The organism is Pantoea sp. GABEPS69 (genome assembly GCF_045780835.1).
In the GTDB taxonomy this organism is placed as follows: Bacteria; Pseudomonadota; Gammaproteobacteria; order Enterobacterales; family Enterobacteriaceae; genus Pantoea; species Pantoea septica.
On sequence record NZ_CP118619.1, the window covers coordinates 213,034 to 237,246 of the forward strand.

A 24,213-nucleotide genomic window follows, 5' to 3' on the forward strand; every position below is an offset into this window, starting at 1 on the left:
CCATCTCTTAAAGAGGAAAGGAGCGGCCTCCCAGCTGGCTGGCGAATCAAACGGGCATCCGCTCAGCCAGCTAACGCTTATTATCTTACTTGAGGGAAAAGCGGGGCCGGGCGGCAGAGGGCGCAGAGGCGCGCCGAATTAGCCGGATACTCAGCCCTGCGCCCGTCGCGAGGCAGACGGCCATTGCCAGAAGGGCGACGATAAAGGCATGGGCGATATCCGCTTCGCTATAGCGGGTGCCCAATAGGCTGTAAAAAATGCCGCCGATAACGGCGACGCTCAGCGCCGTGCTGATCTGTAGCGCCGAGCTGGTCACGCCGGCAATCATACCTGAAAACGCTGGCGCAACCTGGCCTGTCACCATCCGCACCAGCGTTGGCATCGCCAGCCCCTGGCCCAGACCGGTGGCAAACAGGAGTAGCGCGAGCGGCAGCATAGCAGGAGGCGTGCCCGTCAGCGTATGGGCGATCAACCATGCCAGGCCCGCTAACCCTGAAGTCTCGAATCCCATCCCGATGGCGCTAAGGTAGTTTCCGACAAAACGCCTCAGGTACGGCGTCAGTAATGGACCAATCAGAAAGCCGATGCCAAAGGGCAGAAAAAGCGTACCTGCGGTCAGGGCGTTTAAGTGCAGCGCGCCCTGCAGATAAACAGAAAACAGCAGAAAGAAGGCGCCGATAGAGTAAAACAGCAGCACGATCGCCAGTCCCTGGCCCAGACCAGGCGCGCGTAACACGGCGGGATCAAGCAGCGGCGAACCGCCATTCTGGCTAAGGCGTCGTTCATAACGCCATAACCACGCGGCCAGCAGCGGGAAAGCAACGAATAACAGCCAGGTCCACCAGGGCCATCCCGCCTCACGGCCTTCAATCAACGGCACAATCAGCGCGCTCAGCGTCAGGGTGGCCAGCAGCATACCGACAGGATCGAGCCGCTGTGCCGATGGCGCCCGCGTTTCTTTAAGCAACGGCAGGCCAAAAAGCATGACCAGCAGCGCCACCGGCAGGTTAACGAGGAAAATTGCCCGCCATCCCAGGTGAAACAGGTCTGCTGCAATCAGGATGCCGCCCAACACCTGTCCGATTACGGAGGCCAGACCAAATACGGCACCATAAATACTCAGCGCTAACGGCTTCTCCGCCTCCGGGAAAATGGCCTGCACGGAGGCCAGCGCCTGGGGCGCCATAATAGCGGCCGTGGCGCCCTGCAATATGCGTCCGGTAATCAGCACCCACGGCGACCAGGCTAAACCGCACAGCAGCGATGCGGCGGCAAAACCGATAAGCCCCAGAAAAAACATCTTTCCTCGACCGTAAATATCGCCCAGACGACCGCCGGTAATGAGCGTTACCGCATATACGGCGGCATAGGAGGAAATGACCAGCTGTTCAGCCGAGGAAGAGGTGCCCAGGTTGCTCTGAATAGCAGGCAGCGCCACGTTAACGATAAAAAAATCGAGCGGCGGCAGAAAGGCACCGACCAGCAGAATGATAAACATCGCCCAGCGACGCGGCTCGGCTTGCGTGAGGCTATGTGCCGACATAGAACACTCCTTTGGAACAGACCCCGCTAAGGGACGCAGGGTAATGGCAGAATAGGGTGTGACGCCTCGGGGCTCAGCGCATACCGCCGGAGGCCAGAATCACCTCGCCGGAGATCCAGCGCGCCTCGTCCGATGCGAGAAAAGAGACGATTGGCGCAACATCCTGCACCTGGCCGATGCGGCCAAGCGGCGTCTGCTCTTCATTCCACGTCTGAAAGTCCGAGTTCATCGCGCCGACGCTATGGCTGCCTTCCGTTTCAATCAGGCCAGGGTTGACCGCGTTGACGCGGATGCCGCGTGGACCAAGTTCCTTAGAGAGAACGCCGGTGATGGCGTCGATAGCACCTTTGGCGCCGCTGTAGATGGCGCTCTCTGCAATAAAAACGCGGGTGACGAAGGAACTGATGTTAATGATGCTGCTGCCTTTACCGAGGTGCGGCGCGGCGGCGGCGGTCACTAACAGCGGTCCCAGAACATTGATATCGAACTGCCTGCGATAGAGTGCTTCGGTGCTCTCCTCAATCCGGGCGAACTGATAAATGCCGGCGTTGTTCACCACAATGTCCAGGTGGCCGAAGTTGTCGATGGCTGCGTTGACCAGCGCCTGGACCTCTGCCTGGCGGGTGACATCCGCCGCTACCGCCACAGCCCGTCCACCGGCGGCTTCAATATCGGCCACGACCTTATCGGCACCGATTCTGTCTGAGGCGTAATTGACGATAACCTGCGCACCGTCAGCCGCCAGCTGACGGGCAATCGCTGCTCCGATACCTTTGGAGCCACCGGTAACAAGGGCAACTTTATCTTTTAATTTGTGCATGTTTACAGCTTCCTGACAGGGCCGCATAAGGCTATTGAGTGATGGAAGCTATGGTGATACCTACAAAGTTGTTTGAGAACTGACAATTTTGTATATTCAACGTTCATTTTTGAACGGCGAGGCGGCGGCATGGAGTGGGGTGACGTTCAGGTATTTCTTGCAGTCATGCGTAACGGGTCTTTCGGCAAGGCGGCCCAGAGTCTTGGCGTGAGCCACCCAACGATCGGACGCCGCATAAAGGCGCTTGAGGATGAAGCGCAGCAGGCGCTATTTCGCCGGACAAAGGAGGGGCTGGTCCTCACTGACGCTGGTGACGGCGTGAGGAAGCTGGCGGAAGCGATGGAGAACTCCGCGCTGGCGCTGGAACGTCGCCTGGCAGGAAATCACGACCGCCTGGAAGGGATATTGCGCATATCCTCAGCAGAGTGGTTTGCCAACTATGTTCTGGCGCCGGTACTTGGCGAACTGACGCGTCGCCATCCGGCGATTGTGCCGGAAGTCATCGCAAGTTTCCGCCTGCTCAATCTGTCGCGCCGCGATGCCGACATCGCGTTTCGCATCGTGCCCTTTACCGATCCCGATATTGTCCAGCGGCGCCTGATGAGCATACCGTACGCTCTCTACGGCACGCCTGAAAATGCGCAGAAAATGGTCGCCGATCCCGCGTCGGTGGGCCTGATCCTGATGAACACCGAACAGTCGCACTTTCCCGATGTCGCCTGGCTTCTCGAGCGTTTTCCGCAGTCAAAGCCCGCGTTTAAAAGCACCAGCCGGGCGATTCAGGCGCAAATGTGCCGGTGCGGCATGGGCGTTGCCGTATTGCCGCAACCTCTGGGCGATGCCACCCCCGGGCTGCAGCGTATTGCCACTCCCGATCTGCCGCCATCAAGGGATATCTGGGTAGGCTACCATCAAGACCTCCGGCATATGGACCGCCTGCGCGCCATGCTCGATATCGCCGACAGTATGCTGGCTTTTAAAGAAAGTTAATTTGTTACAGAGGTTGAAAAGAGACGGGCCGACGCCCGAAAAAAACGGTGCGATCGGCCAGGCTATCCTTTGCTTGAAATATCATTGTGACGACGCAATCAGCTATTCTGGATTACTATTGCCTGAACAGCGTCACGCTTTTAATTTTTCATGCCTGCGTACGACCTCGTCAATAATTTTACGCATCACTTCTTCCATAAAAGTCACATCGAGACCCGAACTTTCCGCGATCGCTTTCAATCTGGCTAGCTGCACCGCTTCCCTGTTTTTATCGCTTTCCGGCATATTATGCGCTGCCTTAAGCTCACCGACTTTATGCGTGCACCGAAATCGTTCTGCCAGAATATAAATGAGCGCGGCATCGAGATTATCGATCGTTTGTCGATGCGATAATAGCGCTGCCTGATAATCATCAGTAGACATGTATTTGTCTCTCGCCATAAGTTTGAATAAAGGAAAGGGGGAACGCCTCGCTTGTTCACTCAGCGAAGAGGGTCAGGCGTATTTTTAGACAGGGCTATTCCCCGTTAATCCACTTGTCGTTTGGCAATAATTTTACTTTTGCGGCTGTTTTTTATCGTCAAGGTGACGGCTGAGATCAGGAAATAGAAGACGCCGAAAGCCGCATAGGGTGCAACAGTCGTAACATCTAAAAGCTGGTCACTGCTGGCCTGCTTAAACATAAATATGCCCGCTAATGCAGATTGCGCGCCGCTTAAAATCATCGCCCACTGTCCGTTAGCGGTTTTCCAGCGACGAAGCGAAGCGGAAAGCTGCAGTACGCCAGAAAATATTGCCCATAAGCCAAAGACTTTAATGGTCGTGTTGATGCTTATGGAGAGCGCCCAGACAATAGCCAGCGCGACAATCATGCTGACAATAAGGTTAAATTTCTGCGGTGGGTTTACCGCTAACCCTCCTGATTTTTGCGCATCGATATAATTAGCGAGTGCGTCCCAGGCAGGATAGAGCACCAGCAGAACGGCACCGATAACGGGATTCTCTTTCCCGAGAAGTACCGCAAGCGTAATCCAGATAACAGATACCGCAGCGCGCATATAATAGTAAGACTGAAGCCAATGGTTTTGCGGGTCAGTAGACGTTAAATTTTTGCTTTTCAAAATGATTCTCCAGATGGACAGGGGCTGTTACAGACAGAAAAAACGTTGTTTGGTGCATAAAAGAATGACCAAATTAATCCTCTTCATTAAGGTTATAACTATTCTGGCGGCGACCTGAGCGGTCTAAAAGACGCACTCTGCGTATACGAAAAGGGTGGCCGTTAGAAAATCGCGCAGGGAACCGGACAAACTCGGGCGAAACCCAAATAAAAATGTAAGTAAGCGGCAGCATCGCCATGGCAGGAAAATAGGGCTGAGCCGCAAACTGAATGTCTGCAACAGGCGTATTACACGCCAGGTTCAGGGGATCTGAATCATTGATCCGATCAGGACATGAGCGAGAATCGGTTTTGTGAATAGGCGCAGAAGAAGTTATTTCACAGGCTTCACTATCAGAGTGATTATCCTGACGACACTCTGCCAACGCTTTTCTGTTGGTCATTGCTGAATGACACTCAGGGCTCCTGGGAGGTAATAGCATTTTTCTACTGGCAAGCAGTTGTGCAAGCAGAGTATCGGTGTCTAACCGATGCGATGAGATATTTTCTGACTGCTTCAGCTGCATAGTTTCAATATTTAACGCATGACGTTGTGAAGCTTTCACCTGGTTCTGCAAGAGAGTCTGGAAACCTGATGCAGCAGAATCGGGAGATCGTTTTTTTATGCTGTCAACGTTCGACGATATTAAATTTACCGCTGAAGGCAGTGCACCAATGCTGGTCATAAATAACTTCCCCATGATGGCAAGCGCGTTTAAGCATAATTTCACCAGCATTATGCCTGTTGGTTGTAACTGTATTTTATCAACCTACTAGAAGGTAGGCTGAGCATCAACGACAAATCCAGCTCCTTATTCCCTTATACAAGGGGATTTAATATTCAGAGCAGCTATATTTTTTCTGTCTGCCAGCGAGGGGCAGAGCAGAGTGAATCGAGAACAAAAAGTGTCAGGCGCAGCTTTTAAGCAGACAACAGTCAGTTCGATTTCATCAGCTTATTGATTGCCGGTTCGACAATGTGCAGGAACAGGTCAACGTTATTAAAGGCGCGCGCTGCGACCATCGCACCGTGTACCGTTGCCATAAAAGATGCTGCCTCCGTCGCTGCACTTTCCCGCAAGGTAAATACGCCGCTCTTTTCGCCCCTGTTCAGCACGGCGGTCAGCCATTCGGTAAGGTCCGTAAAATGCCCGCTGACCTCCTTCGCCACCTCTTCAGGTAAAACCGGTAATTCCACCGCCAGCATGACGCAAATGCAAAAGGGCGAATCGTTGTTTTTAATGCAGGTAGCCCAGTAATTCACATAACCGTTAATTTCGCCCAGTGCATCCCCGGCAAAGTACTGGCTGGTTGCCGCCATTCCCGCCTGCGCCTGCTGACGATAATCACTGACTACCGCCTGTACTAAATCAGCTTTGTTTGGGAAATGATGATGAATACTGGCTTTGCGAATCTGTACGCGCTCGGCTATATCGGCGTAGCTAAAGCTTTTATAGCCGCCTGAGGTGAGCAGCATCCTGGCGTGATGCATGATTTCTGCGGCTTTCAGTGAACGTTCGGTATTCATGCATGCTCCGACAATAAAAATAAGGTAACGGCTGTTCATCAATCTACTAGTAGGTAGGATTACGTGTCAACCGTTATTCATCTGCACACAATGCACCGCACTTAAGACCTGAAGCCGGGATTATTCAGACTCACAAACACGAAAACGCGCTGTTGCAAAATCATGATCTCTCAGGCCGCCGCCTTAGATGCAGCGCAACAGCCTGGAGAAGGACGTAATGGCTGTACTATCCCTTACCTCACAAATGAAACCGCAGCGCTACGTTAAACCCCTGGTCTGCCGCCACCACAATTGCATCCGGCTCCTCGCGAAAGGGGATATCGCCCAGCAGCAGGCTCGCTTTCACCTTCGCCAGATCGTCGCTGCGGAAGCTGAGCGCGGACATACGTGCCGAGCCGTCATAATCTGCCGGCAGCGAGCCGAATCGCGTCTGCGCATAGGCGGCGGAGGCGAAACGCACCTTTGCTTCGCCCGCCTTCAGCACGAAGGCGCCATCCTGACAGGCGAGGATGCGATCCGCGCCGAACAGGTGACTGTAAACCTGGGCGGAGAGCGCCGGATCCTGCGCCACAATGACAAACTCGCTGATATTGCGCACGCCGTTAGGATGCGTCTGCCAGGCGGCCTGCCATACCGCATGCGGCGTGTCGTGCTGGCAGAAAAAGCTGCGGCCGTTGGGGATCAGCGCCGGGCGCAGCCGCACGGTGCGGAAGTGCGCCTCGCTCGCTTCGCCGTCCGGCAGCGTCACCGGCCGGTGAAACGCGGCGGGGGCGTCGCCGTCCAGATCCTGACGCTGCAGATGCAGCCAGGCGCTCTCTGCATCCTGAGTTTTCCATACCAGTCCGGTCAGGCCAGGCGGCGCCTGCCATAAATCTTTGCGCTGTTCGCCGCGGCCTGGCTCGTAGCCCAGCAGCTCAAGGTAGTTCTCGCCAAAAATCGCCAGATGGTTGCTGGAGCCGAGCGTATGGTGGCCGCGTTCGCTGAGCTGAAAGCCGAGCCGCCGGTAGAGCGCGCTCGCCTCATCCAGCCGATCCGCCACGTTAATGACTACATGATCCAGCACCGGTACGGGAACGGGAATAGCCATCTCCTTTCTCCTCTTGTTCGTCATGCGCTGGCCACGATATCCAGGGCGCGCGGCGCAAGCTGCGTAAAATAGTCCACCGCCGTTTCGAGCATGCCCTCATCGGGATCGAACCCCGGATGATGCAGCCCGAACGCGCTGGCGCTGCCGATGCTGACAAAGGCGCCCGGCACATGGTGCAGATAGAAGGCGAAATCTTCGCCGCCCATCTGCGGCGTGCCGCGCTCGGTGGCGAAACCGCGCGCCTGCGCCAGATCCAGAGCAAAGTCGGCCCAGGCGGGCGTATTGACCAGCGCGGGCGGCCCGGCGATCCACTCCAGCTCCGCTTCCGCGCCGAAACCCGCGGCGATGCTGCTGATCAGCTGACGCATCCGGTGCGGGATCGCCTCGCGGATCGTGTCGTTATGGGTGCGCACCGTGCCTTCCAGCTCGACGCTCTGCGGCAGCACGTTCCAGCTGTTGCCGGCGGTAAAGCGCGTCACGCTCAGCACCACCGCCTCCAGCGCGCTGAAAACGCGGCTCGGCAGGGTCTGCAGCGCAGTAACGATATGGCTACCGATCACAATCGAATCGATGCCCTCATGCGGCCGCGCGGCGTGCGCGCCCTTGCCGCGGATGCGGATGGTGAAGCGGTCAACGTTGGCGTAAAAGGCGCCTCCGCGCGTGCGCAATGTGCCGAGCGGCAGATCCGGCGCGTTATGCATGCCGAAAATCGCCTGCACGCTCTCCAGCGCGCCGGCGTCGATCAGCTGTTGCGCGCCGTTAAAGGTCTCTTCCGCCGGCTGGAACAGAATGCGCACCCGGCCGGGCAGCTGCTGCTCCTGCTGGCGCAGGCGGTGCGCGACGCCAAGCATTACCGAGGTATGCAGATCGTGGCCGCAGGCGTGCATTACGCCGGGCTGCTGCGACCGCCAGGGATGGTCGACAGCTTCATCAATCGGCAGCGCGTCGATATCGGCGCGCAGCGCGATGACGGGTTCGCCGTGGCCGATCTCCGCCACCACGCCGGTTTTTAGCGGCAGCGGCAGCAGACGAATATCGCCCTGACGCAGCCAGCGCGTGATGCGCTCGGTGGTCTGAAGTTCATGATTCGATAGCTCAGGATGCTGATGCAGCTCGCGCCGCCAGGCGATCAGTTGGTCAGATAACAACATGCTTATCCTTGTGCGTCAGAGGGCAAAAAGGGTTCGCCGAGCGTCAGCATCAGGCGGTTCGCCCAGGCGAAGAAGGCGGTTGACTGGATCAGGTCGAGCAGCGCCAGCGTATCCAGCTGCTGGTCGAGCAGCGCCTGAAGCTGCTTCAGGTTGGTCGCAGGTGGCGTGACGGAGAGCGAGGCGGCGAAGTCGATCTCGGCGGCCCAGCGCGGCGACTGGCCGTGCGACAGCACCGCGCCGGGCGCGACGTTAAGTAATTTCTGCACCGCATCGTTATCTTTCGAGAGCTGTGACGCCTTGCGCGCGTGCACCGATGCGCAGTAGATACAGCCGTTGATCTTGCTCGCCACCGTCGCAGCCAGTTCGCGTTCGGCGCGCGGCAGTCCGCCGGCGGTGTAGAAGATGCCTTTATCAGTCAGGGTGCGCTGTTCCAGCACCGGCTGGTTGCGCGCCAGCAGGCGGAAATAGTCGGAGTCGCTGTGGCCGAAGCGCGCCAGAAGCGCCTGCTCTTCGGCATTAAATGCCTCCAGCGGCTTCGCCGCCAGCCAGGGTTCCCAGCCAAGTTCCGCCTGGGTAAAGGCGGTCAGCGCAGTCTGGCCGCTAAGGGTCTGCGCGGCGGTGTGCCAGCGGCCCGCAACGGCGGCGTGCGCCGGACTGCTGCTCTCTTCGCCCTGCAGCAGGCGCAAACCGGCCAGCAGGCGGCTCTGAAAGCTGATAAAGCCGACCAGCTGCGCCAGCGTCACCACGCCGCGCTCGCTCCAGCCTGCGTCGCGCAAGGCTGCAATATGCGCCGGCGCGGCGGCGACCGGCTCAACGGTCAGGCGCTGCGCAAAATCGCGCGCCTGCTGATGGCGCACGTCGTCGCTCAGCGGCTGATACGTCGGATGGGCGGCATAGTGGGCGCGCAGCCGTTCAGCGCCGTGCCATTCGGCCACCTGCGCCGCCAGCGCGAGGCGCTCGGCCAGCGGAAAATCGCTCTCCTGCTGGCTAAACAGCACCTCGTAGCTGCCCTGCGCGTGGCGGGTCGCGGCATCGCGCGTGGCCCGCGCCTGCGCCAGCGCGCTGGCGGGATCGATATCGGCCAGGTCAGCCAGCAGATCGTGAGAATGGGTCATAGGGTCTCCTGAGAGGTGAGCGTGCGCAGCCAGGGCGCAAGCTGTTCGGCGATAAGTTCGATGGAGCGCAGCGTATCGGCAGGCGACGGCTCGACCGAGTGCACCTGAAAAGAGATATCGGTGACGCGCGGCAGCACGCTGTCCTGCGCCAGCGAGGCGCGCACCGTGACGGCGTCACCGACGTGGGCGTCGAACTGCGCGAAAAGATCGTCCAGCGATTCGCCGCGCAGCGCATGGCCGGCGGCGCGGTACTGCTGCGCCTGCTGGCGGATGCCCGGCTCCGCGACGCGGCGCGCATAGCTGTCTGAATCGGCGATAAAGGCGGTGCGCGAAGCGAGAATGCGCGGCGCAACCCCGGCGGGCAGCGCGTCGAGATAGGCGTCGATAAGCGGATTCTGTATCGCATCCAGCGGCAGCGCGGGATCCCAGGCCGGGCGCGGCTGGGTGCGCGACAGCATCAGCCCGTGTCCGGCGGCCCCGGCACGCGCTGCGCCTTCGATAGAGAAAGTGGCGATCCAGACGCGCTGCGCCAGCTGCGGCGCAGCGGGATAGAGATGGTTGTCGGGATGCGCCAGCGAATCGCCGCGCCAGGCGCCGAGCAGCTGATGCAGGTTGTCGGCGAAGGCGGCGGCGCGCTGGTCGAAGGTCAGGCCGAACGGCAGAAAGGAGTCTGGCGTGCCGCCGGAGCCCAGTCCGATCTCCAGCCGTCCTTCAGCCAGCAGATCCAGCACCGCCGCATCCTCCGCCACGCGCAGGGCGTTCTCCATCGGCAGGGTGATAATCGCCGTGCCGAGGCGAATGGTGCGGGTATGCGCGGCGACGTGCGCCAGAAACACCAGCGGCGCCGGCAGGCCGCCTTCCGCCTCGTGAAAATGGTGCTGGGCGATCCAGGCGCTGTCGAAGCCGAGCCGTTCCGCGTGCTGGATCTGTTCGGTCGCCAGGCGGTAGCGCTGCTGCGCAGGCGCCTTATCCAGCAGTCGGGTGAAAAAGCCAATGCGTCGCCTCATGCGGAAGCCCTCATACGCGGAGTGAACTGCGGAATGGCGGCGATCAGTTCGCGGGTATAGGGGTGCTGCGGGGAGGCGAACAGGGTGACAACGTCACCGCTTTCCACCACTTCGCCTGCGCGCAATACCGTGACGCTGTCGGCCATATGGCGCACCGTCGCCAGATCGTGGGTGATAAACAGATAGGTGAGCCCCAGCTCGTTTTGCAACTGTTGCAGCAGCAGCAGGATCTGCGCCTGAACGGTCACGTCGAGCGCCGAGGTCGCCTCGTCCAGCACCAGAATGTCGGGGTTGAGGATCAGCGCGCGGGCAAGGGCGACGCGCTGACGCTGGCCACCGGAAAGTTCGCGCGCGCCGCGCGACAGCATCTCGGCAGGCAGCGCCACGCGCTCGGCGACCGCTTCAACCCGGCGCCGACGCTCAGCGGCGCCGAGCCGTTCGAAGTTGCGCAGCGGCTCCTCAATGATCTGCAACAGCGTCTGGCGCGGATCGAGCGAGGCGAACGGGTTCTGATAGACGAACTGGATCTTACGCCGCAGCTGGCGCAGCGCTTCGCCGCGCAGGCTGCCGACGGGCGTGCCGTCCAGCGTCACGCTGCCGCTGTCCGCCCGTTCGAAGCCGAGCAGAATGCGCGCCAGCGTGGTCTTACCGGAGCCGGATTCGCCCACCAGCGCGTGCGTCGAGGCACGCGCCACCTGAAAACTGACGTTGTGCAGCGCCTGCAGCTGCCTGTTTTTGCCCAGCGCGAAGCGCTTGCCGATGGCGGCGGCGTCGATCGCGGGCGTTGCCAGCCGGTCGGGCGCGCGCCGTGTGATGCGATGCGGCGCCGCATCCCGCAACAGCTGGCGGGTATAAGGATGCTGCGGCGCGCCGACCAGCTGCGCGGCAGGCCCCGACTCCTGAATCTCGCCGTGGCGAAACACCATAATGCGATCCGCACGCTCGGCCGCCAGCGCCAAATCGTGGGTAACGAACAGCACGGCGGTGCCGGACTCGCGGCGCAGCGCGTCGAGCAGATCGAGGATGCGCTTCTGTACCGTCACGTCGAGCGCGCTGGTGGGCTCGTCGGCGATAATCAGATCCGGGCTGAGCGCCAGCGCGATAGCGATCAGCACGCGCTGTTTCATACCGCCCGACAGCTGGTGCGGATATTGATCGACGCGCTGCTGCGGATGGCTCAGGCCGACGCGCGTCAGCAGCTCTACCACGCGGCGGCGGCGTGCGTCGCCGCTGAGTGCGGTGTGCAGGAGCAGGATCTCCTCCAGCTGCGCGCCGACGGTTTTCACCGGATTGAGCGAATTGCCGGGATCCTGCGGCACCAGGCTGATGCGCACGCCGCGCAGCCGGTCGAGCCGCTTCTGCGACCAGTCGGCGATATCTTCGCCGTTGAGGCGGATCTCGCCGCCGTCGCGACGGCCATTCTCCGCCATCAGCCCGATAATCGCCTGCGCAGTGGTGGTTTTACCGGAGCCCGATTCGCCCACCAGCGCCACCATTTCCCCGGCCCGGAGTTCAAAGCTGACGTCATGCACCACCTGACGCCACTGATGCCCGCTGCGATAGCTCAGGCTGAGATGTTTCACCGCCAGCAGCGGCGCGGATGCGCTCATCGGCGACCTCCTGCAATCTGAATGCTGATGCGATTGGCGGCCAGCACCACGGCGATCACCAGCATGCCGGGGAAGGTGGTAAGCCACCATGCGGTAGAGAGATAGTTGCGGCCTTCGGCGATCAGCAGCCCCCATTCGGGCGCGGGCGGCGGCGTGCCGTAGCCGAGAAAGCTGAGCGTCGAGAGCGCGAGGATCGCCTGGCCGAACTGCAGCGCGGCGAAGGCGATCACCGGCATCAGCGCGTTGGGCAAAATATGGCGGCGCAGCACGGCGAAAAAGGTGCCGCCGCTGCCGAAGGCCGCCTCGACGTAGTCGCTGTGGCGGATGCGCACCACTTCGCCGCGCGCCAGTCGGGCAAAGCTGGCGATTGACGCCACGCCCACCGCCAGCGCGGCGTGCAGCGTGCCGAAGCCGAGCAGGATCAGCACGCTCAACGACAGCAGCAGAGAAGGGATGGCGAGCAGCACGTCGACGGCGCGCATAATCAACGTCTCGGTTTTGCCGCCGCTGGCGCCCGCCAGCACGCCGAGCGCAGTGCCTGCCGTCAGCCCCATCGCCACGGCGATCAGCGCGGCGGAGAGCGACGCCGAGGCGCCGTACACCATACGCGCCCAGAGATCGCGTCCCAGCTGATCGGTGCCGAGCCAGTGCCCCGCCTGCGGCGCCAGACGCTGCGCCCCGGCGATGCCTTCGGTGGCGCTCCAGGCGGTAAACAACGCGGGCGCGATGGCAGCGCCCACAGCCAGCCCTATCACCAGCCACGCCAGCCATAAGCCTGGCTGCACGCGCAGCGTCCGGCGTCCGCTTAAGGCGCGGCGCGCGGTTGAGTAATCGACAAGGCTCACAGGGCACCTCCCGCCACGCGCTGCAGGCGCGGATCGAACAGCGGCATCAGCAGATCCACCAGCAGGTTGATCGCCACGAAGCCGAGCGCCGAGATCATCACCACCGCCTGCAGCACCGCGACATCCTGATTATTTACCGCCTGCTGCGTCAGCTGGCCGAGACCGCCGAGGCCGAACACCGTTTCGGTGATCAGCGCGCCGGCTATCAGCTCGCCCAGCAGCAGTCCGGCGATGGTCAGCACCGGCAGCATGGCGTTACGCAAGACGTGACGCCACAGCACGCGGCTTTCGCTTGCGCCTTTGGCGCGCGCCACTGCCACAAAGGGCTGGGTCGAAACCTCATCGATGCTGCGCAGCAGGATCTGCGCCAGCGGCGCGGAGATCGGCACCGCCACCGTGACGATGGGCAGCAGCAGGCCCTGCCACGGCGAGGGGTTGATCACCGGAATCCAGCGCAGCTGAAAAGAGAAGATCTGGATCAGCGCGATGCCGAGCCAGAAGGTCGGAATAGAGATAAGCAGCGCGGGGAGCGACTGCAGCAGCGCACGCAGGCCGCGCAGCGCGGGCTGACGCGACAGCGCCGCCAGCGCGAACGCCAGCAGCGTCGCCAGCAGAAATCCGCACAGCGCCAGGCGCAGCGTGCCCGGCAGATTATCGGCGATCTGCGCGCTCACCGGCACGCCCGCCTGCACCGAAAAGCCGAAGTCGCCGCGCAGCATGGCGAACAGCGTATGCAGATACTGTTGCCACAGCGGGCTGTCCGCGCCGTAGGCGAGGCGCATCTCCGCAATCTGCTGCGGGCTCAGCCCCAAATCCGGGTTCTGAAACTTAATCAGCACCGCGTCGCCGGGCAGCACCTGCAGCAGCACAAAGGAGAGGGTAAAGGCCGCCCATAGTACCAGCAGCCCGCTAGCCAGCCGTCGCAGCAGATAGTGTTGCATCATTTATCCCGCCTTAATGTTTTTCCAGCCAGGCGCCGTAAAACGCCGGGCGCCCGACCGCTTCAAAGCGCACCCCTTTCAGCCAGGGCGCGCCGGCAAACACCTGCGGCTCCTCGAAGATCGGAATGACGTAGGCGTTATCCAGCAGATAGCGCTGCGCGTCGCCCGCTAGCTGCAGGCGCTTCGCCGGATCGACCTCGGCGGAGATCGCCAGCAGCAGCGCGTTGAGCTTGTCGTCGCGGAAGCTCTGCACTTTGTCGCTGGAGCCGCCTTTTTGCAGCAGCGCGTCGCGGTTGCTGGGGTAGAACTGGCTTTTGATGACGTCGGGATCGGCGCGGCCCACTTCCGAGACGGTCAGCGGCGTTTTCAGCGGATCGAGGCTGTCGAGGGTCTTGCTGCCCGCGTCGCCCGCTTTCACCGTCAGCGTCACGCCGACCTGACGCCACTGCTGGGCAATCAGCTGCAGCACCTCTTTGTTCTGCGGCTGCGGCAGCGATTCATAGATGGTCAGCGCCAGCGGCTTGCCCGCTTTGGCGCGGATGCCGTCGGCGCCCGCCTTCCAGCCCGCTTCGTCCAGCAGCTTTTTCGCCTGTTCCGGATCGAACGTCAGCCTGTCGCTGAGATCGACGAAGCCCGCCGCGCTGGCGGCGATCACCGATTTGGCCTGCGGGTAGTTGGGCGAGAAGAGGGTATCGACCACCTGCTTCGCGTTGGTGGCGTGCAGCAGCGCCTGACGCACGCGCAGGTCGCTCACCAGCGGGTTGTCCGGACGGAAGCTGATACTGTCGTTTACGCCGCGCGTCGGCGCCGCGTAAAGCGGGAAGTGCTGATCTTTCGCCTGCTTCTCGTCATAGGCCTGCACCTGACGGATCACGTCCGCCTGGCCCGCCAGCAGCGCGCCGATGCGCACGCTGTCTTCCGGCGTGACGATGATTTTGATGCCGTCAAGATTGGCGGGCCCCTGCTGCTGGCCGTTTTTCGGCCCCCACTGGTAGCCTTTGCGCGCGATCAGGTCGACCTCGCGGCCCAGCTTTTCGTCGCTGACCACGAAGGGGCCGGAGCCGATAATATGTCGCGCGTCGCCAAGCTGGTCGAAATTACGCGCCAGCGTACTGAGCGAAACCAAACCGGAACCGATGGTGGCGGTGCCCTGTAAAAAACCGGGCGAGGGCTTTTTGAAATAGAACTTCACCGTCAGGGGATCGATAACTTCGCTGTGGTCGTAGTTATTAATCACTTCAGAGACTGGCAGGCGCTGCGCTTTATTACCCAGACCGTAGGTATCGAAGTTTTTCGCGACCGCGTTGGCGTCCAGCGGCGTGCCGTCGGAGAAGGTGACGCCGGGCCGCAGCTTAAAGGTATATTCGGTTTTATCCCCATTGCTGCTCCAGCTCTCGGCAATCCAGGGTTCGACCTGCAATGTTTCCGGGTTCTGCCAGGTGAGCTTATCGGTAATTTGATTAAGGATGCCGCCGTTAGGATAGAAGCCGCCCGCAGGCGGATAAAGATTGGTGTGCGCCTGCTGCTCAAGATAGATCAGCGTGCCGCCTTTCACCGGCGTCTCCGCCGCGTGAACGGTGATACTCCCTGCAAGCAGAGCAAATGCCAGCGCGCGCGGCAGTGGCGAAAAAGTGAAACGCGTCATGTGAATTCCTTTGTTATCAACTGTCTTAAAAGACGGAATTCATCATCGGACGCGGCGCAGGCCAAATGAACCAACGAATTGCGCAAAGCTTATCTGAAAATAACAAATAACGGCGGGTTAACGAGACGAGCGTCATTCGCCAAAGACAATGAGTTTTATTATTTCTCTCGCTATCCGCTTTTATTTATTTCAGGAGCGCACTGCCCGGCAGAAATAACAGCCGCTATGCCATTTTTCGCGATCCTTTTTTCATATTTGTTGTTTTACGAATTATTAGCCTCGCTCCACACTGGGTCGCAACGGGATATAAGTGAGGAAGGGTGAATGTCATATCGTCTGAGTCTGTTAGATAAATCGCCGGTGCTCGCAGATGAGCCGGCCAGCAGCGCGTTACAGCGCACTCTGCAACTGGCGCAACAGGCGGAACGCTGGGGCTATCACCGTTTCTGGCTGGCCGAACATCACAATACCGCGCAGCTGGCGAGTCCGTCGCCGGAGGTGCTGATCGCCTGGATTATCGCGCAAACGCAGCATATTCGCGTCGGCTCCGGCGGCGTGATGCTGCAGCACTACAGCCCTTATAAAGTGGCGGAAAACTTTAACCTGCTGGCGTCGCTGGCGCCGGGCCGTATCGATCTTGGCGTCGGCAAGGCGCCGGGCGGGCTGCCGCTGTCGACCCGCGCGCTGCAGGCGGGCGTGGACGCGCAGGCAAAAGGCAGCTTCGCCGAGCAGCTGAAGCAGCTGGGCCAGTGGCTCGACGCGCCGCAGCGCGAGGCAGACGACGAAGAGGCGCTGCACGCTACACCGCTGCCGCCGCGTCCGGCTAACCGTTTTCTGCTGGGCGCCAGCGAAGAGAGCGCCACGCTAGCCGCGCAGCAGGGCTGGCAGCTGGTGTTCGCCGCCCATCTTAACGGCGATCGTCAGCTGATGGAGAATACCCTCGGCACCTACACGCGCCTCAGCGGCCAGCGCGCGCTTGTCGCAGTGCAGGTGGTGGTCGCCGACTCTCCGGCAGAGGCGGATCTGCTGGTCAACGGCCTGCGTCACTTTCACGTCAGGGTCAACGGTGGCCAGGGCGTCAATGTCGCCAGCCTTGAGCAGGCCGAACGCTATGTGCGTCAGGGCGGCTTTAGCGACTACGTTATTGAGCCGCGCACGCCGTCGCTGCTGAAAGGCACCGCCGCGCAGGTGCATGCCCAGCTGGATGCGCTGCAGCAGCACTACGCCGTCGACGAATTCATTATCGACACGCCGATTGCCGAACCGAAAGCGCGCGTCCGCTCGCTGGAGCTGCTGGCGACACACCATCTGGTCGCGGCCTGACCCTGGCGGAGAGAACCATGAGCACATTCGATTCCCAGCTGATTGCGTGGCGTCGCGAGCTGCATACCTGGCCGGAGCTCTCCGGCCATGAAGAGGCGACCACTGCGCGGCTGCGCGCATGGTTGCAGGCGGCGGATATTGCGCTGCTGGACTATCCGCTAAAAACCGGGCTGGTGGCGGAGATTGGCCAGGGCGAATCGCTGATCGCCCTGCGCGCCGATATCGACGCGCTGCCGGTGCATGAAGCGAGCGGCCTGGCCTTCCACTCGCGCCATCCCGGCGTGATGCACGCCTGCGGCCATGACGTGCACAGCGCGGTGATGCTGGGCGCGGCGCTGCTGCTGAAGCAGCTTGAGACGACGCTGAAGGGACGGGTGCGTATTCTGTTTCAGCCCGCAGAAGAGATCGCCGCCGGCGCGCGGCAGTTTATCGACGCCGGGGTGCTGGAGGGGGTGCAGGCGATCTTCGGCATGCACAACGAGCCGGGCCTGCCCACCGGCGTGTTCGCCACGCGCGGCGGTGCGTTCTACGCCAACGCCGACAAATTTATTATCCGCGTTAGCGGAAAAGGGGCGCACGCGGCGCATCCTGAAGAGGGCGTCGACGCGATTGTCGCCGCCAGTCAGATTATCCAGGGACTGCAAAGCCTCACCAGCCGCAGCTTCAACACTCTCGACAGCCTGGTGCTGAGCATCACGCGCATCGATGCGGGCAAAACCTGGAACGTGCTGCCCGGCAGCGTCGAGTTCGGCGGCACCGCACGCACTCACGACCTCGACGTGCGCGCCGGGCTGGAGGCGCGCGTGCGGGCGCTGGTCACCCATTTCGCCGAGGCGGCGGGCGCGCAGGCGACCCTGAGCTGGCACGCTGGTCCACCGGTGCTGGTCAACGATCCTGAGTGGGCGCGCTTTTCCAGCGAGATTGCCGGGCAGGCGGGCTACCGCGTGCAGACGGCCGATCTGCACCTCGGCGGCGAAGATTTCGCTTTTTATCTCCAGCAGACGCCTGGCGCCTTCGTCAGCATCGGCAGCGCCAGCCCGTTCGGCCTGCATCATTCCGCCTTTAATCCCGACGAGGCGCTGATCGCGCCCGCCGCCCGCTACTTCGCGCAGCTGGCGCAGCACGCGCTGCAGCGGCTCAGCGCGCGATGTTGCGACGCCATCCTGATCTGATCCCCTGAACTGAACGGCGTTCGCGCGTGCCGATGCGCCGCGCGAGCTGCACCGCTGCCACAAAAGAAGAGAGAACATCATGACCACGAGAGAGCTTCGACTGGGCACCATCCTGCATGGCGCCTCCGGCAATATGTCCGCATGGCGCCATCCCGCCGCGCAGGCGGACGCCAGCATCAGCTTCGACTATGCGAAACGCATCGCGCGCAAAGCGGAAGAGGGCAAGCTCGACTTCCTGTTCGTCGCCGACGGCCTCTATATCAATGAAAAATCGATTCCCCACTTTCTCAACCGCTTCGAGCCGCTGACGCTGCTGTCGGCGCTGGCGGGCGTGACCGAACATCTCGGGCTGGTGGGTACGGTATCCACCTCCTACAGCGAGCCCTTTATTACCGCGCGCCAGTTCGCCAGCCTCGATCATCTGAGCGGCGGCCGCGCGGGCTGGAACGTGGTGACCTCGCCGCTGGAAGGCTCGGCGAAAAACTTTTCCCGCAGGCAGCATCCGGAACATGCGCTGCGCTACCGCATTGCCGACGAATATCTCACCGTAGTGAAAGGGCTGTGGGATTCGTGGGAAGAGGACGCCTTCGTGCGCGATAAGGCGAGCGGCAAGTTTTTCGAGCCGGGCAAGCTGCACGCCATCGACCACCATGGCGATTTTTTTCAGGTGGCCGGGCCGCTGAATATTCAGCGCACGCCGCAGGGCCGTCCCATCCTCTTCCAGGCGGGCGCCTCCGAAGATGGCAAAAAGCTGGCGGCGCGCCATGCCGACGCGATTTTCACCCATCAGCCGACGCGGGAAGAGGCGCAGGCGTTCTACCGCGACGTGAAGCGCCAGCTGGTGGAAAACGGCCGCCAGCCGGAAGATCTGCATATCTTCCAGGGCGTCAGCGTGATCGTCGGCGACAGCGCCGAGGATGTCGAGCAGCAGTATCAGACCACCGCCGCGCTGGTGTCGATTCAGGATGCGCTGAACTATCTGGGCCGTTTCTTCGATCACCACGACTTCTCACAGTATCCGCTGGATGCGCCTTTCCCTGAGCTGGGCGATATCGGCCAGAACAGCTTTCGCAGCACCACCGACGAAATCAAACGCAAGGCGCGCGAGCACGGCCATACGCTGCGCCAGGCGGCGCTGGAGGCCGCGACGCCGCGTCCGCTGTTTCACGGCACGCCGGAACAGGTGGCGGACGGCCTGCAGCAGTGGTTCGAAAATTTCGCCACTGACGGCTTCATCATTCAGGGCGGCACGCCCGACACCTTCGAGCGCTTCGTCGATCGCGTGGTGCCGGTGTTGCAGGCGCGCGGCCTGACGCGATGCGACTACCCCGGCACCACCCTGCGCGCCAGCTTTGGCCTGAAGGAACCGGCTAACCAGTTCTCACAACAATAAGAGCACCTTCGCTATGCAGAATAATAAAACCCTTATCGCCCTGCTGTTGCTGGCGACGTCCGGCGGCGTGTATGCCGAAGGCACTAACGTCGATTACAACGGCCAGCGCGTCAGCCTCGACGCCAATAAAGCGCCGATTAATACCGCGAAGAATGACCAGGCGGTGGCGCAGCTGCCGGCCGGCCATCACTTTGTGGTGCCGGGCGCGTTTACCGTGGCGGTCGCCGCGCAGAACTCGCCGCCGCTGACGGTTTTCTCCGACGACAACAAGACCCTGCTCGGCAGCGAAGTAGACATCGCCCGGCTGGTGGCCGACAGCCTCGGCCTGAAGCTCAACGTGGTACCGACCTCGTGGGAAGACTGGCCGCTCGGCGTCGCCTCGGGCAAGTACGACGCGGCTATCTCCAACGTTACCGTCACCAGAGAGCGTAAAGAGAAGTTCGATTTCGCCACCTACCGCCGCGACACGCTCGGCTTCTACGTCAAGGCCGACAGCAAGATTACAGCGATCGCGAAGCCGGAGGATATCGCCGGGCTGCGCATTATCGTCGGCTCCGGCACCAATCAGGAGGCGGTGCTGCTCGCCTGGGATAAAGCCAATCAGGCGAAGGGGCTGAAGCCGTTCACGCCGATCTATACCAAAGATGACGCCGCCCAGACGCTGGCGCTGCAGTCGGGCCGCGCCGACGCCTACTTCGGGCCGAACGTGATCGGCGCGTGGAAAGCGGCGCTGACCGGCAAAACCCGCCTGGTGGGGAGCTTTGACGGCGGCTGGCCGAAAGTGGCGCACATCGCGGTGACGGTGAAAAAAGGCAGCGGTCTGGCCGAGCCGATCAATACCGCGCTGAACGGCGTGATCCAGAACGGCGACTATCTCAAGGTGCTCAACCGCTGGGGCGAAGGCGTAGAGAAGATCGATCGTTCCGAAATTAACCCGCCGGGCCTGGGCGACTGAGAGGTGAACCATGAGCCAGCAACATTTTCGCGACGTGTCGCCGGAAGCGCCTGAGCTGCAGCCGATCCTGAGCGGACTCTTCGCCTTTTACGCCTCGCGCTACGGCGACTTCTTCCGCAACAACCAGGAAGTGGAGAAAACCGAGTGGTATCTGCCGCCGCGCGGCCTGTTTATTGTGCTGGAGCGCGACGGCGAGATTATCGCCATGGGCGCCTATAAGCCCTTTGACGAGGAGACCGCCGAACTAAAGCGCATCTGGACGCGCGGCGATCTGCGGCGGCAGGGACTGGCGCTGTTAGTGGTGCAGGAGCTGGAGCGGCGCGCGCTGCGCGCTGGCTACCGGCGACTCTATCTCACCACCGGTTTTCGCCAGCCGGAAGCGGTGCATCTCTACAGCAGCTTCGGCTATCAGCCGCAGTTCGACCTGAGCGGCGATCTGGAACGCTACGGGCAGCCGCCCCATGACGGCCGTCTGCGTTTTACCAAAGTGATCGACGTTAACCGCGTCGCGCAGGCGAGTTAAGGAGGCAAAATGAGCAGGGAACATCAACAGTTGAAAGTGGTGCCGGCGCGCTATCCGGCCCGAACCTTTGGGGCGATCGTCGCCCTGTTTATTCTGGCAGGCGTGGTGGAGTCGGTGGCGCTCAATCCGCGCTGGGAGTGGAGCGTCTTCGCCCGCTGGTTTTTCGATCCGGTGATCCTGCACGGTCTGGGGCAGACGCTGCTGCTGACGCTGCTCGGCACCGTTTTTAGCCTGATTTTCGGCGGCCTGCTGGCGCTGGCGCGCCTCTCGTCGTCGTGGCTGCTCAGCACGCTCGCCCTGGGCTATATCTGGCTGTTCCGCTCGCTGCCGCTGATCGTGGTGCTGATTATTCTTTATAACTTTTCCTATCTCTACGACACGCTCTCGTTCGGCGTGCCCTTTACCGCGCTCGCCTGGGGCCATTTCCAGACCATTAACGTGCTGGGGCAGTTTCCGGCGGCGGTGATCGGCCTGACGCTGGTGCAGGCGGCCTACAGCGCGGAGATAATTCGCGGCGGCTTCCTCGGCGTCGATCACGGGCAGATGGAGGCGGCGTCGGCGCTCGGCCTCTCTGCGACGCGCCGTACTTTTCGCATTATTCTGCCGCAGGCGCTGCGCGCCATTATTCCTGGCGCCTTTAACGAAGTCATCAGTCTCGCTAAAGGCACGTCGGTGGTTTACGTGCTGGCGATGCCAGAGCTGTTTTACACCATCCAGATGATCTACAACCGCAACCAGGAGGTGATTCCGCTGCTGATGGTGGGCGCGGCCTGGTATCTGATCATCACCACGGTGCTGTCGGCGATCCAGCACGGCGTCGAACGCTGGCTGGCGCGCAGCGTCACCCGCGATCCGCAACCTTCGCGCTGGCGCCAGTGGCGCAGCCGCCTGAACCCCGTTGCCGCAAATGAGGAGATTAGCCATGTCCGAAGCCATTGATTACCGCCAGGCGCACGCCACCGGCGCCATCAGCATTACCGGCGTCAGCAAAAGCTACGGCCGCCACAAGGCGCTGGACGACGTGTCGCTGGCGCTGGATCCCGGCTCGGTGACGGTGATTGTCGGGCCGTCCGGCTCCGGCAAGTCGACTTTGCTGCGCACGCTGAATCATCTGGAACGCGTCGATGAGGGCTTTATTCAAATCGACGGCGACTATATCGGCTACCAGCGGCGCGGCGACAAGCTCTATGAGCTTAAAGAGAAGGCGATTTTGCGCCAGCGCGTTAACGTCGGCTACGTGTTCCAGAACTTCAACCTCTTTCCGCATCTTACCGTGCTGGAGAATTTGATAGAGGCGCCCATCGCCCATCGGCAGCTGTCGAAGCGCGACGCCGTCGCGCGCGCCGGTGAGCTGCTCGATATCGTCGGGCTGCGCCATAAGGCGGACGCCTGGCCGCGCCATTTGTCCGGCGGCCAGCAGCAGCGCATCGCCATTGCGCGCGCCCTGATGCTGAACCCGCGCGTGATGCTGTTCGACGAGCCGACCTCGGCGCTCGATCCCGAGCTGGTGGGCGAAGTGCTCGACGTCATCAAAAAGCTGGCGCGTTCGGGCACCACGCTGGTGATTGTGACGCACGAGATCGGCTTCGCACGCGAAGTGGCGGATAACGTGGTGTTTATGGTGGATGGCAAAATCGTCGAGCAGGGCAGCGCGGCGCAGGTGCTGAGCAATCCGCGCCATGAACGCACGCGCCGCTTCCTTGCGCGCGTGCTATAGGAAAACGATGATGAGAGCCTCTTTACTTGTGCTGCTGCTGGCCGGCGCGCTGCCGCCTGCGCTGGCGGCCACTCTCGACGTTACGCAGAATGAGACGCCGATAGCGGCCCCGGCGAATCCGCAGGCGATCGGCAAGATCCCGCAGGGCTTCCATTTTGTCGAGTCGGGCTATCTGACCGTCGCCACCACCAGTACCAACTCGCCGCCGCTGGGGCTGCTGGCGTCCGACAATAAAACGCGTATCGGCAGCGACGCCGACTTTGCGCGGCTGCTGGCGGACAGCCTGGGGCTGAAGCTGCATCTGGTGCCCGCCTCCTGGGAGGACTGGCCGCTCGGCGTGACCGCCGGACGCTATGACGTGGCGATGTTCAACATCGCGGTGACGGAAGAGCGTAAGAAGAAGTTCGACTTCGCAACCTACCGCGCCGACGGCCATGCATTTCTGGTAAAGGCGAACAGCCCCATCAACAGTATCAACAAGGCGGAGGATATTGCGGGACTGCGCATTATCGTTGGCTCCGGCACTAATCAGGAGCGCATCCTGCTCGGCTGGGACGCGCAGAACCGCGCGAAAGGATTAAAGCCGGTGACGCCGGTCTATCTCACCGACGAGGCGGCGGCGACCCTGACGCTGCTCTCGGGACGCGCCGACGCGCTGTTCGGCCCGCAGTCGATGGCGGCCTGGAAGGTGGCGTCGCGCAACGATATGAAGATTGTCGGCTACGGCCCGGTGCGATCCTGGGTGGCGGTCACCACGAAGAAAGGCAACGGTCTGGCGGAGGCGTTGCAGAGCGCAGTGAACGGCGCCATTGCGGGCGGAGAGTATCAGCAGGTGCTGAACCGCTGGGGCGAGCAGAATGAGGCGATTGCGACGTCGACGGTGAATCCGCCGGGGATCGTTTACTAAAACAGGGGCGGCGCTGCCTTAAGCGTCTGCCGGCGAAAAAGCCGCCTGATGGGCGGCTTATCATAGAAGCGCTGATCATTCAGGGGTTACGATACTCTTCGTAGGTCCGCGGTTCCGGATCGCCTTCTTTACGATAGAGGTTATCGGCGGCCTGACGCTCTTTAACGTATACCAGGGTTTCCTGCAGCTGCCGTTGCTCTTCGACCGGCATGGTATTAATCACTTCGCTGTTGATGGACGCCTGAATTTTATCGAAAATTTCTATAGCAAACCCCAGGAACTCACTGTCGGTGAGGATCTCGTTCCGATAAAGTTCGCAGAGCGTTTTCTGCTTATCTAACTCTTTTTTAAGATCCTCGACCTGTTTGTTACAGGCATCCAGCTGTGCTGACTCTGAAGCATTCGAAGCCATATTAAACATCCTTTTTGATTAGAGGTTTTTAATTAAAAAGCAGCTTAGTGTAATCCCGATACGGTATGAATAACAGGCGGTGGAGGTATAAATCGACTGGTATTTGTGCGTTAATTATCGTTCGATATTGATGTAATGCTCTGGTGTATAGGCGGTAACTGGGTTTTATATTCTGTTTTTCCGCTGCTTTACAGCGCCTTCCTCATCTGCTTAATAAGCACTTCAGAAAACGTTGATGCTAAATTTATGATTAGTATGGTTAAAGATTTTGCTGCCTTAAGGCAGAGATTGCCTGCCGAGCCATGCGCACCTCTGACTCTTTCAACATCATCGGGCAAGCGAAGAAACCGACCATGAAAGGCTTAATGAA

General features: G+C 61.1%; 24 protein-coding genes. 9 read left to right on the top strand and 15 right to left on the bottom strand.

The window, feature by feature from the left end:
- Window positions 1-85 precede the first annotated feature (85 nt).
- Window positions 86-1,543: an MFS transporter gene (locus tag PVE98_RS20875; RefSeq protein WP_033748539.1), complete on the bottom strand. Its 1,458-nt coding sequence runs from the start codon at window positions 1,541-1,543 to the stop codon at window positions 86-88.
- Window positions 1,544-1,616: 73 nt separating this feature from the next.
- Complete coding sequence (locus PVE98_RS20880; RefSeq protein ID WP_096074017.1) at window positions 1,617-2,363, bottom strand: SDR family NAD(P)-dependent oxidoreductase; 747 nt, start codon at window positions 2,361-2,363, stop codon at window positions 1,617-1,619.
- Window positions 2,364-2,492: 129 nt separating this feature from the next.
- Between PVE98_RS20880 and PVE98_RS20885 the strand changes: the two genes are divergently transcribed.
- Window positions 2,493-3,353 (top strand): LysR family transcriptional regulator, encoded by an 861-nt coding sequence (locus tag PVE98_RS20885; RefSeq protein WP_096074016.1) that lies wholly within the window; start codon window positions 2,493-2,495, stop codon window positions 3,351-3,353.
- A gap of 132 nt (window positions 3,354-3,485) precedes the next feature.
- Here the strand turns inward: PVE98_RS20885 and PVE98_RS20890 are convergent, their stop codons facing one another.
- The 12 genes from PVE98_RS20890 to PVE98_RS20945 form a co-directional block, all read right to left on the bottom strand.
- Window positions 3,486-3,776 (bottom strand): chorismate mutase, encoded by a 291-nt coding sequence (locus PVE98_RS20890; protein WP_096074015.1) that lies wholly within the window; start codon window positions 3,774-3,776, stop codon window positions 3,486-3,488.
- A gap of 104 nt (window positions 3,777-3,880) precedes the next feature.
- Window positions 3,881-4,474, bottom strand: coding sequence for a DUF308 domain-containing protein (locus tag PVE98_RS20895; RefSeq protein WP_227741439.1), 594 nt, complete (start codon window positions 4,472-4,474; stop codon window positions 3,881-3,883).
- A gap of 73 nt (window positions 4,475-4,547) precedes the next feature.
- On the bottom strand, window positions 4,548-5,249 hold the full coding sequence (locus PVE98_RS20900; protein ID WP_127908350.1) for a hypothetical protein: 702 nt from the start codon (window positions 5,247-5,249) through the stop codon (window positions 4,548-4,550).
- 200 nt (window positions 5,250-5,449) lie between these two features.
- Window positions 5,450-6,040, bottom strand: a complete 591-nt coding sequence (locus PVE98_RS20905; RefSeq protein WP_096074014.1) for a TetR/AcrR family transcriptional regulator — start codon at window positions 6,038-6,040, stop codon at window positions 5,450-5,452.
- A 238-nt stretch (window positions 6,041-6,278) separates the two neighbouring features.
- Window positions 6,279-7,127: a VOC family protein gene (locus PVE98_RS20910; RefSeq protein ID WP_096074013.1), complete on the bottom strand. Its 849-nt coding sequence runs from the start codon at window positions 7,125-7,127 to the stop codon at window positions 6,279-6,281.
- A gap of 20 nt (window positions 7,128-7,147) precedes the next feature.
- Window positions 7,148-8,278 carry an amidohydrolase gene (locus PVE98_RS20915; protein ID WP_369826070.1) on the bottom strand — a complete coding sequence of 377 codons (1,131 nt, stop codon included), beginning with the start codon at window positions 8,276-8,278 and terminating at the stop codon, window positions 7,148-7,150.
- 2 nt (window positions 8,279-8,280) lie between these two features.
- Complete coding sequence (locus PVE98_RS20920; RefSeq protein ID WP_096074011.1) at window positions 8,281-9,393, bottom strand: alkylhydroperoxidase domain protein; 1,113 nt, start codon at window positions 9,391-9,393, stop codon at window positions 8,281-8,283.
- Window positions 9,390-10,400: a putative FMN-dependent luciferase-like monooxygenase gene (locus tag PVE98_RS20925; RefSeq protein WP_033748554.1), complete on the bottom strand. Its 1,011-nt coding sequence runs from the start codon at window positions 10,398-10,400 to the stop codon at window positions 9,390-9,392. The genes PVE98_RS20920 and PVE98_RS20925 overlap by 4 nt, the downstream gene beginning before the upstream one ends.
- Window positions 10,397-12,010, bottom strand: a complete 1,614-nt coding sequence (locus tag PVE98_RS20930; RefSeq protein WP_096074010.1) for an ABC transporter ATP-binding protein — start codon at window positions 12,008-12,010, stop codon at window positions 10,397-10,399. Before PVE98_RS20930 ends, PVE98_RS20925 begins: the two co-directional genes overlap by 4 nt.
- Complete coding sequence (locus PVE98_RS20935; RefSeq protein WP_096074009.1) at window positions 12,007-12,855, bottom strand: ABC transporter permease; 849 nt, start codon at window positions 12,853-12,855, stop codon at window positions 12,007-12,009. Before PVE98_RS20935 ends, PVE98_RS20930 begins: the two co-directional genes overlap by 4 nt.
- A complete protein-coding gene (locus PVE98_RS20940; protein WP_187143698.1) occupies window positions 12,852-13,796 on the bottom strand; it encodes an ABC transporter permease in 945 nt (314 codons plus the stop codon). The genes PVE98_RS20935 and PVE98_RS20940 overlap by 4 nt, the downstream gene beginning before the upstream one ends.
- A gap of 13 nt (window positions 13,797-13,809) precedes the next feature.
- On the bottom strand, window positions 13,810-15,441 hold the full coding sequence (locus tag PVE98_RS20945) for a TIGR04028 family ABC transporter substrate-binding protein (RefSeq protein WP_096074007.1): 1,632 nt from the start codon (window positions 15,439-15,441) through the stop codon (window positions 13,810-13,812).
- 324 nt (window positions 15,442-15,765) lie between these two features.
- Here PVE98_RS20945 and PVE98_RS20950 point away from each other — a divergent pair, with 324 nt between their 5' ends.
- From PVE98_RS20950 to PVE98_RS20985, 8 genes are all read left to right on the top strand, one after another.
- Complete coding sequence (locus PVE98_RS20950) at window positions 15,766-16,764, top strand: MsnO8 family LLM class oxidoreductase (protein ID WP_096074006.1); 999 nt, start codon at window positions 15,766-15,768, stop codon at window positions 16,762-16,764.
- 17 nt (window positions 16,765-16,781) lie between these two features.
- Window positions 16,782-17,936 carry an amidohydrolase gene (locus PVE98_RS20955; RefSeq protein WP_096074005.1) on the top strand — a complete coding sequence of 385 codons (1,155 nt, stop codon included), beginning with the start codon at window positions 16,782-16,784 and terminating at the stop codon, window positions 17,934-17,936.
- 79 nt (window positions 17,937-18,015) lie between these two features.
- Window positions 18,016-19,329 carry an LLM class flavin-dependent oxidoreductase gene (locus PVE98_RS20960; RefSeq protein ID WP_096074004.1) on the top strand — a complete coding sequence of 438 codons (1,314 nt, stop codon included), beginning with the start codon at window positions 18,016-18,018 and terminating at the stop codon, window positions 19,327-19,329.
- A gap of 13 nt (window positions 19,330-19,342) precedes the next feature.
- Window positions 19,343-20,284: an ABC transporter substrate-binding protein gene (locus PVE98_RS20965; RefSeq protein WP_096074003.1), complete on the top strand. Its 942-nt coding sequence runs from the start codon at window positions 19,343-19,345 to the stop codon at window positions 20,282-20,284.
- 10 nt (window positions 20,285-20,294) lie between these two features.
- Complete coding sequence (locus PVE98_RS20970; protein WP_033748652.1) at window positions 20,295-20,807, top strand: GNAT family N-acetyltransferase; 513 nt, start codon at window positions 20,295-20,297, stop codon at window positions 20,805-20,807.
- Between the two features lie 9 nt (window positions 20,808-20,816).
- Complete coding sequence (locus tag PVE98_RS20975) at window positions 20,817-21,746, top strand: amino acid ABC transporter permease (protein WP_033748654.1); 930 nt, start codon at window positions 20,817-20,819, stop codon at window positions 21,744-21,746.
- Window positions 21,730-22,524, top strand: coding sequence for an amino acid ABC transporter ATP-binding protein (locus tag PVE98_RS20980; RefSeq protein ID WP_033748656.1), 795 nt, complete (start codon window positions 21,730-21,732; stop codon window positions 22,522-22,524). The genes PVE98_RS20975 and PVE98_RS20980 overlap by 17 nt, the downstream gene beginning before the upstream one ends.
- A gap of 10 nt (window positions 22,525-22,534) precedes the next feature.
- Window positions 22,535-23,431, top strand: a complete 897-nt coding sequence (locus PVE98_RS20985) for an ABC transporter substrate-binding protein (protein ID WP_033748658.1) — start codon at window positions 22,535-22,537, stop codon at window positions 23,429-23,431.
- A gap of 79 nt (window positions 23,432-23,510) precedes the next feature.
- Here PVE98_RS20985 and PVE98_RS20990 read toward each other — a convergent pair whose 3' ends face one another.
- Window positions 23,511-23,843 carry a hypothetical protein gene (locus PVE98_RS20990; RefSeq protein WP_033748660.1) on the bottom strand — a complete coding sequence of 111 codons (333 nt, stop codon included), beginning with the start codon at window positions 23,841-23,843 and terminating at the stop codon, window positions 23,511-23,513.
- Between the last annotated feature and the right edge of the window lie 370 nt (window positions 23,844-24,213).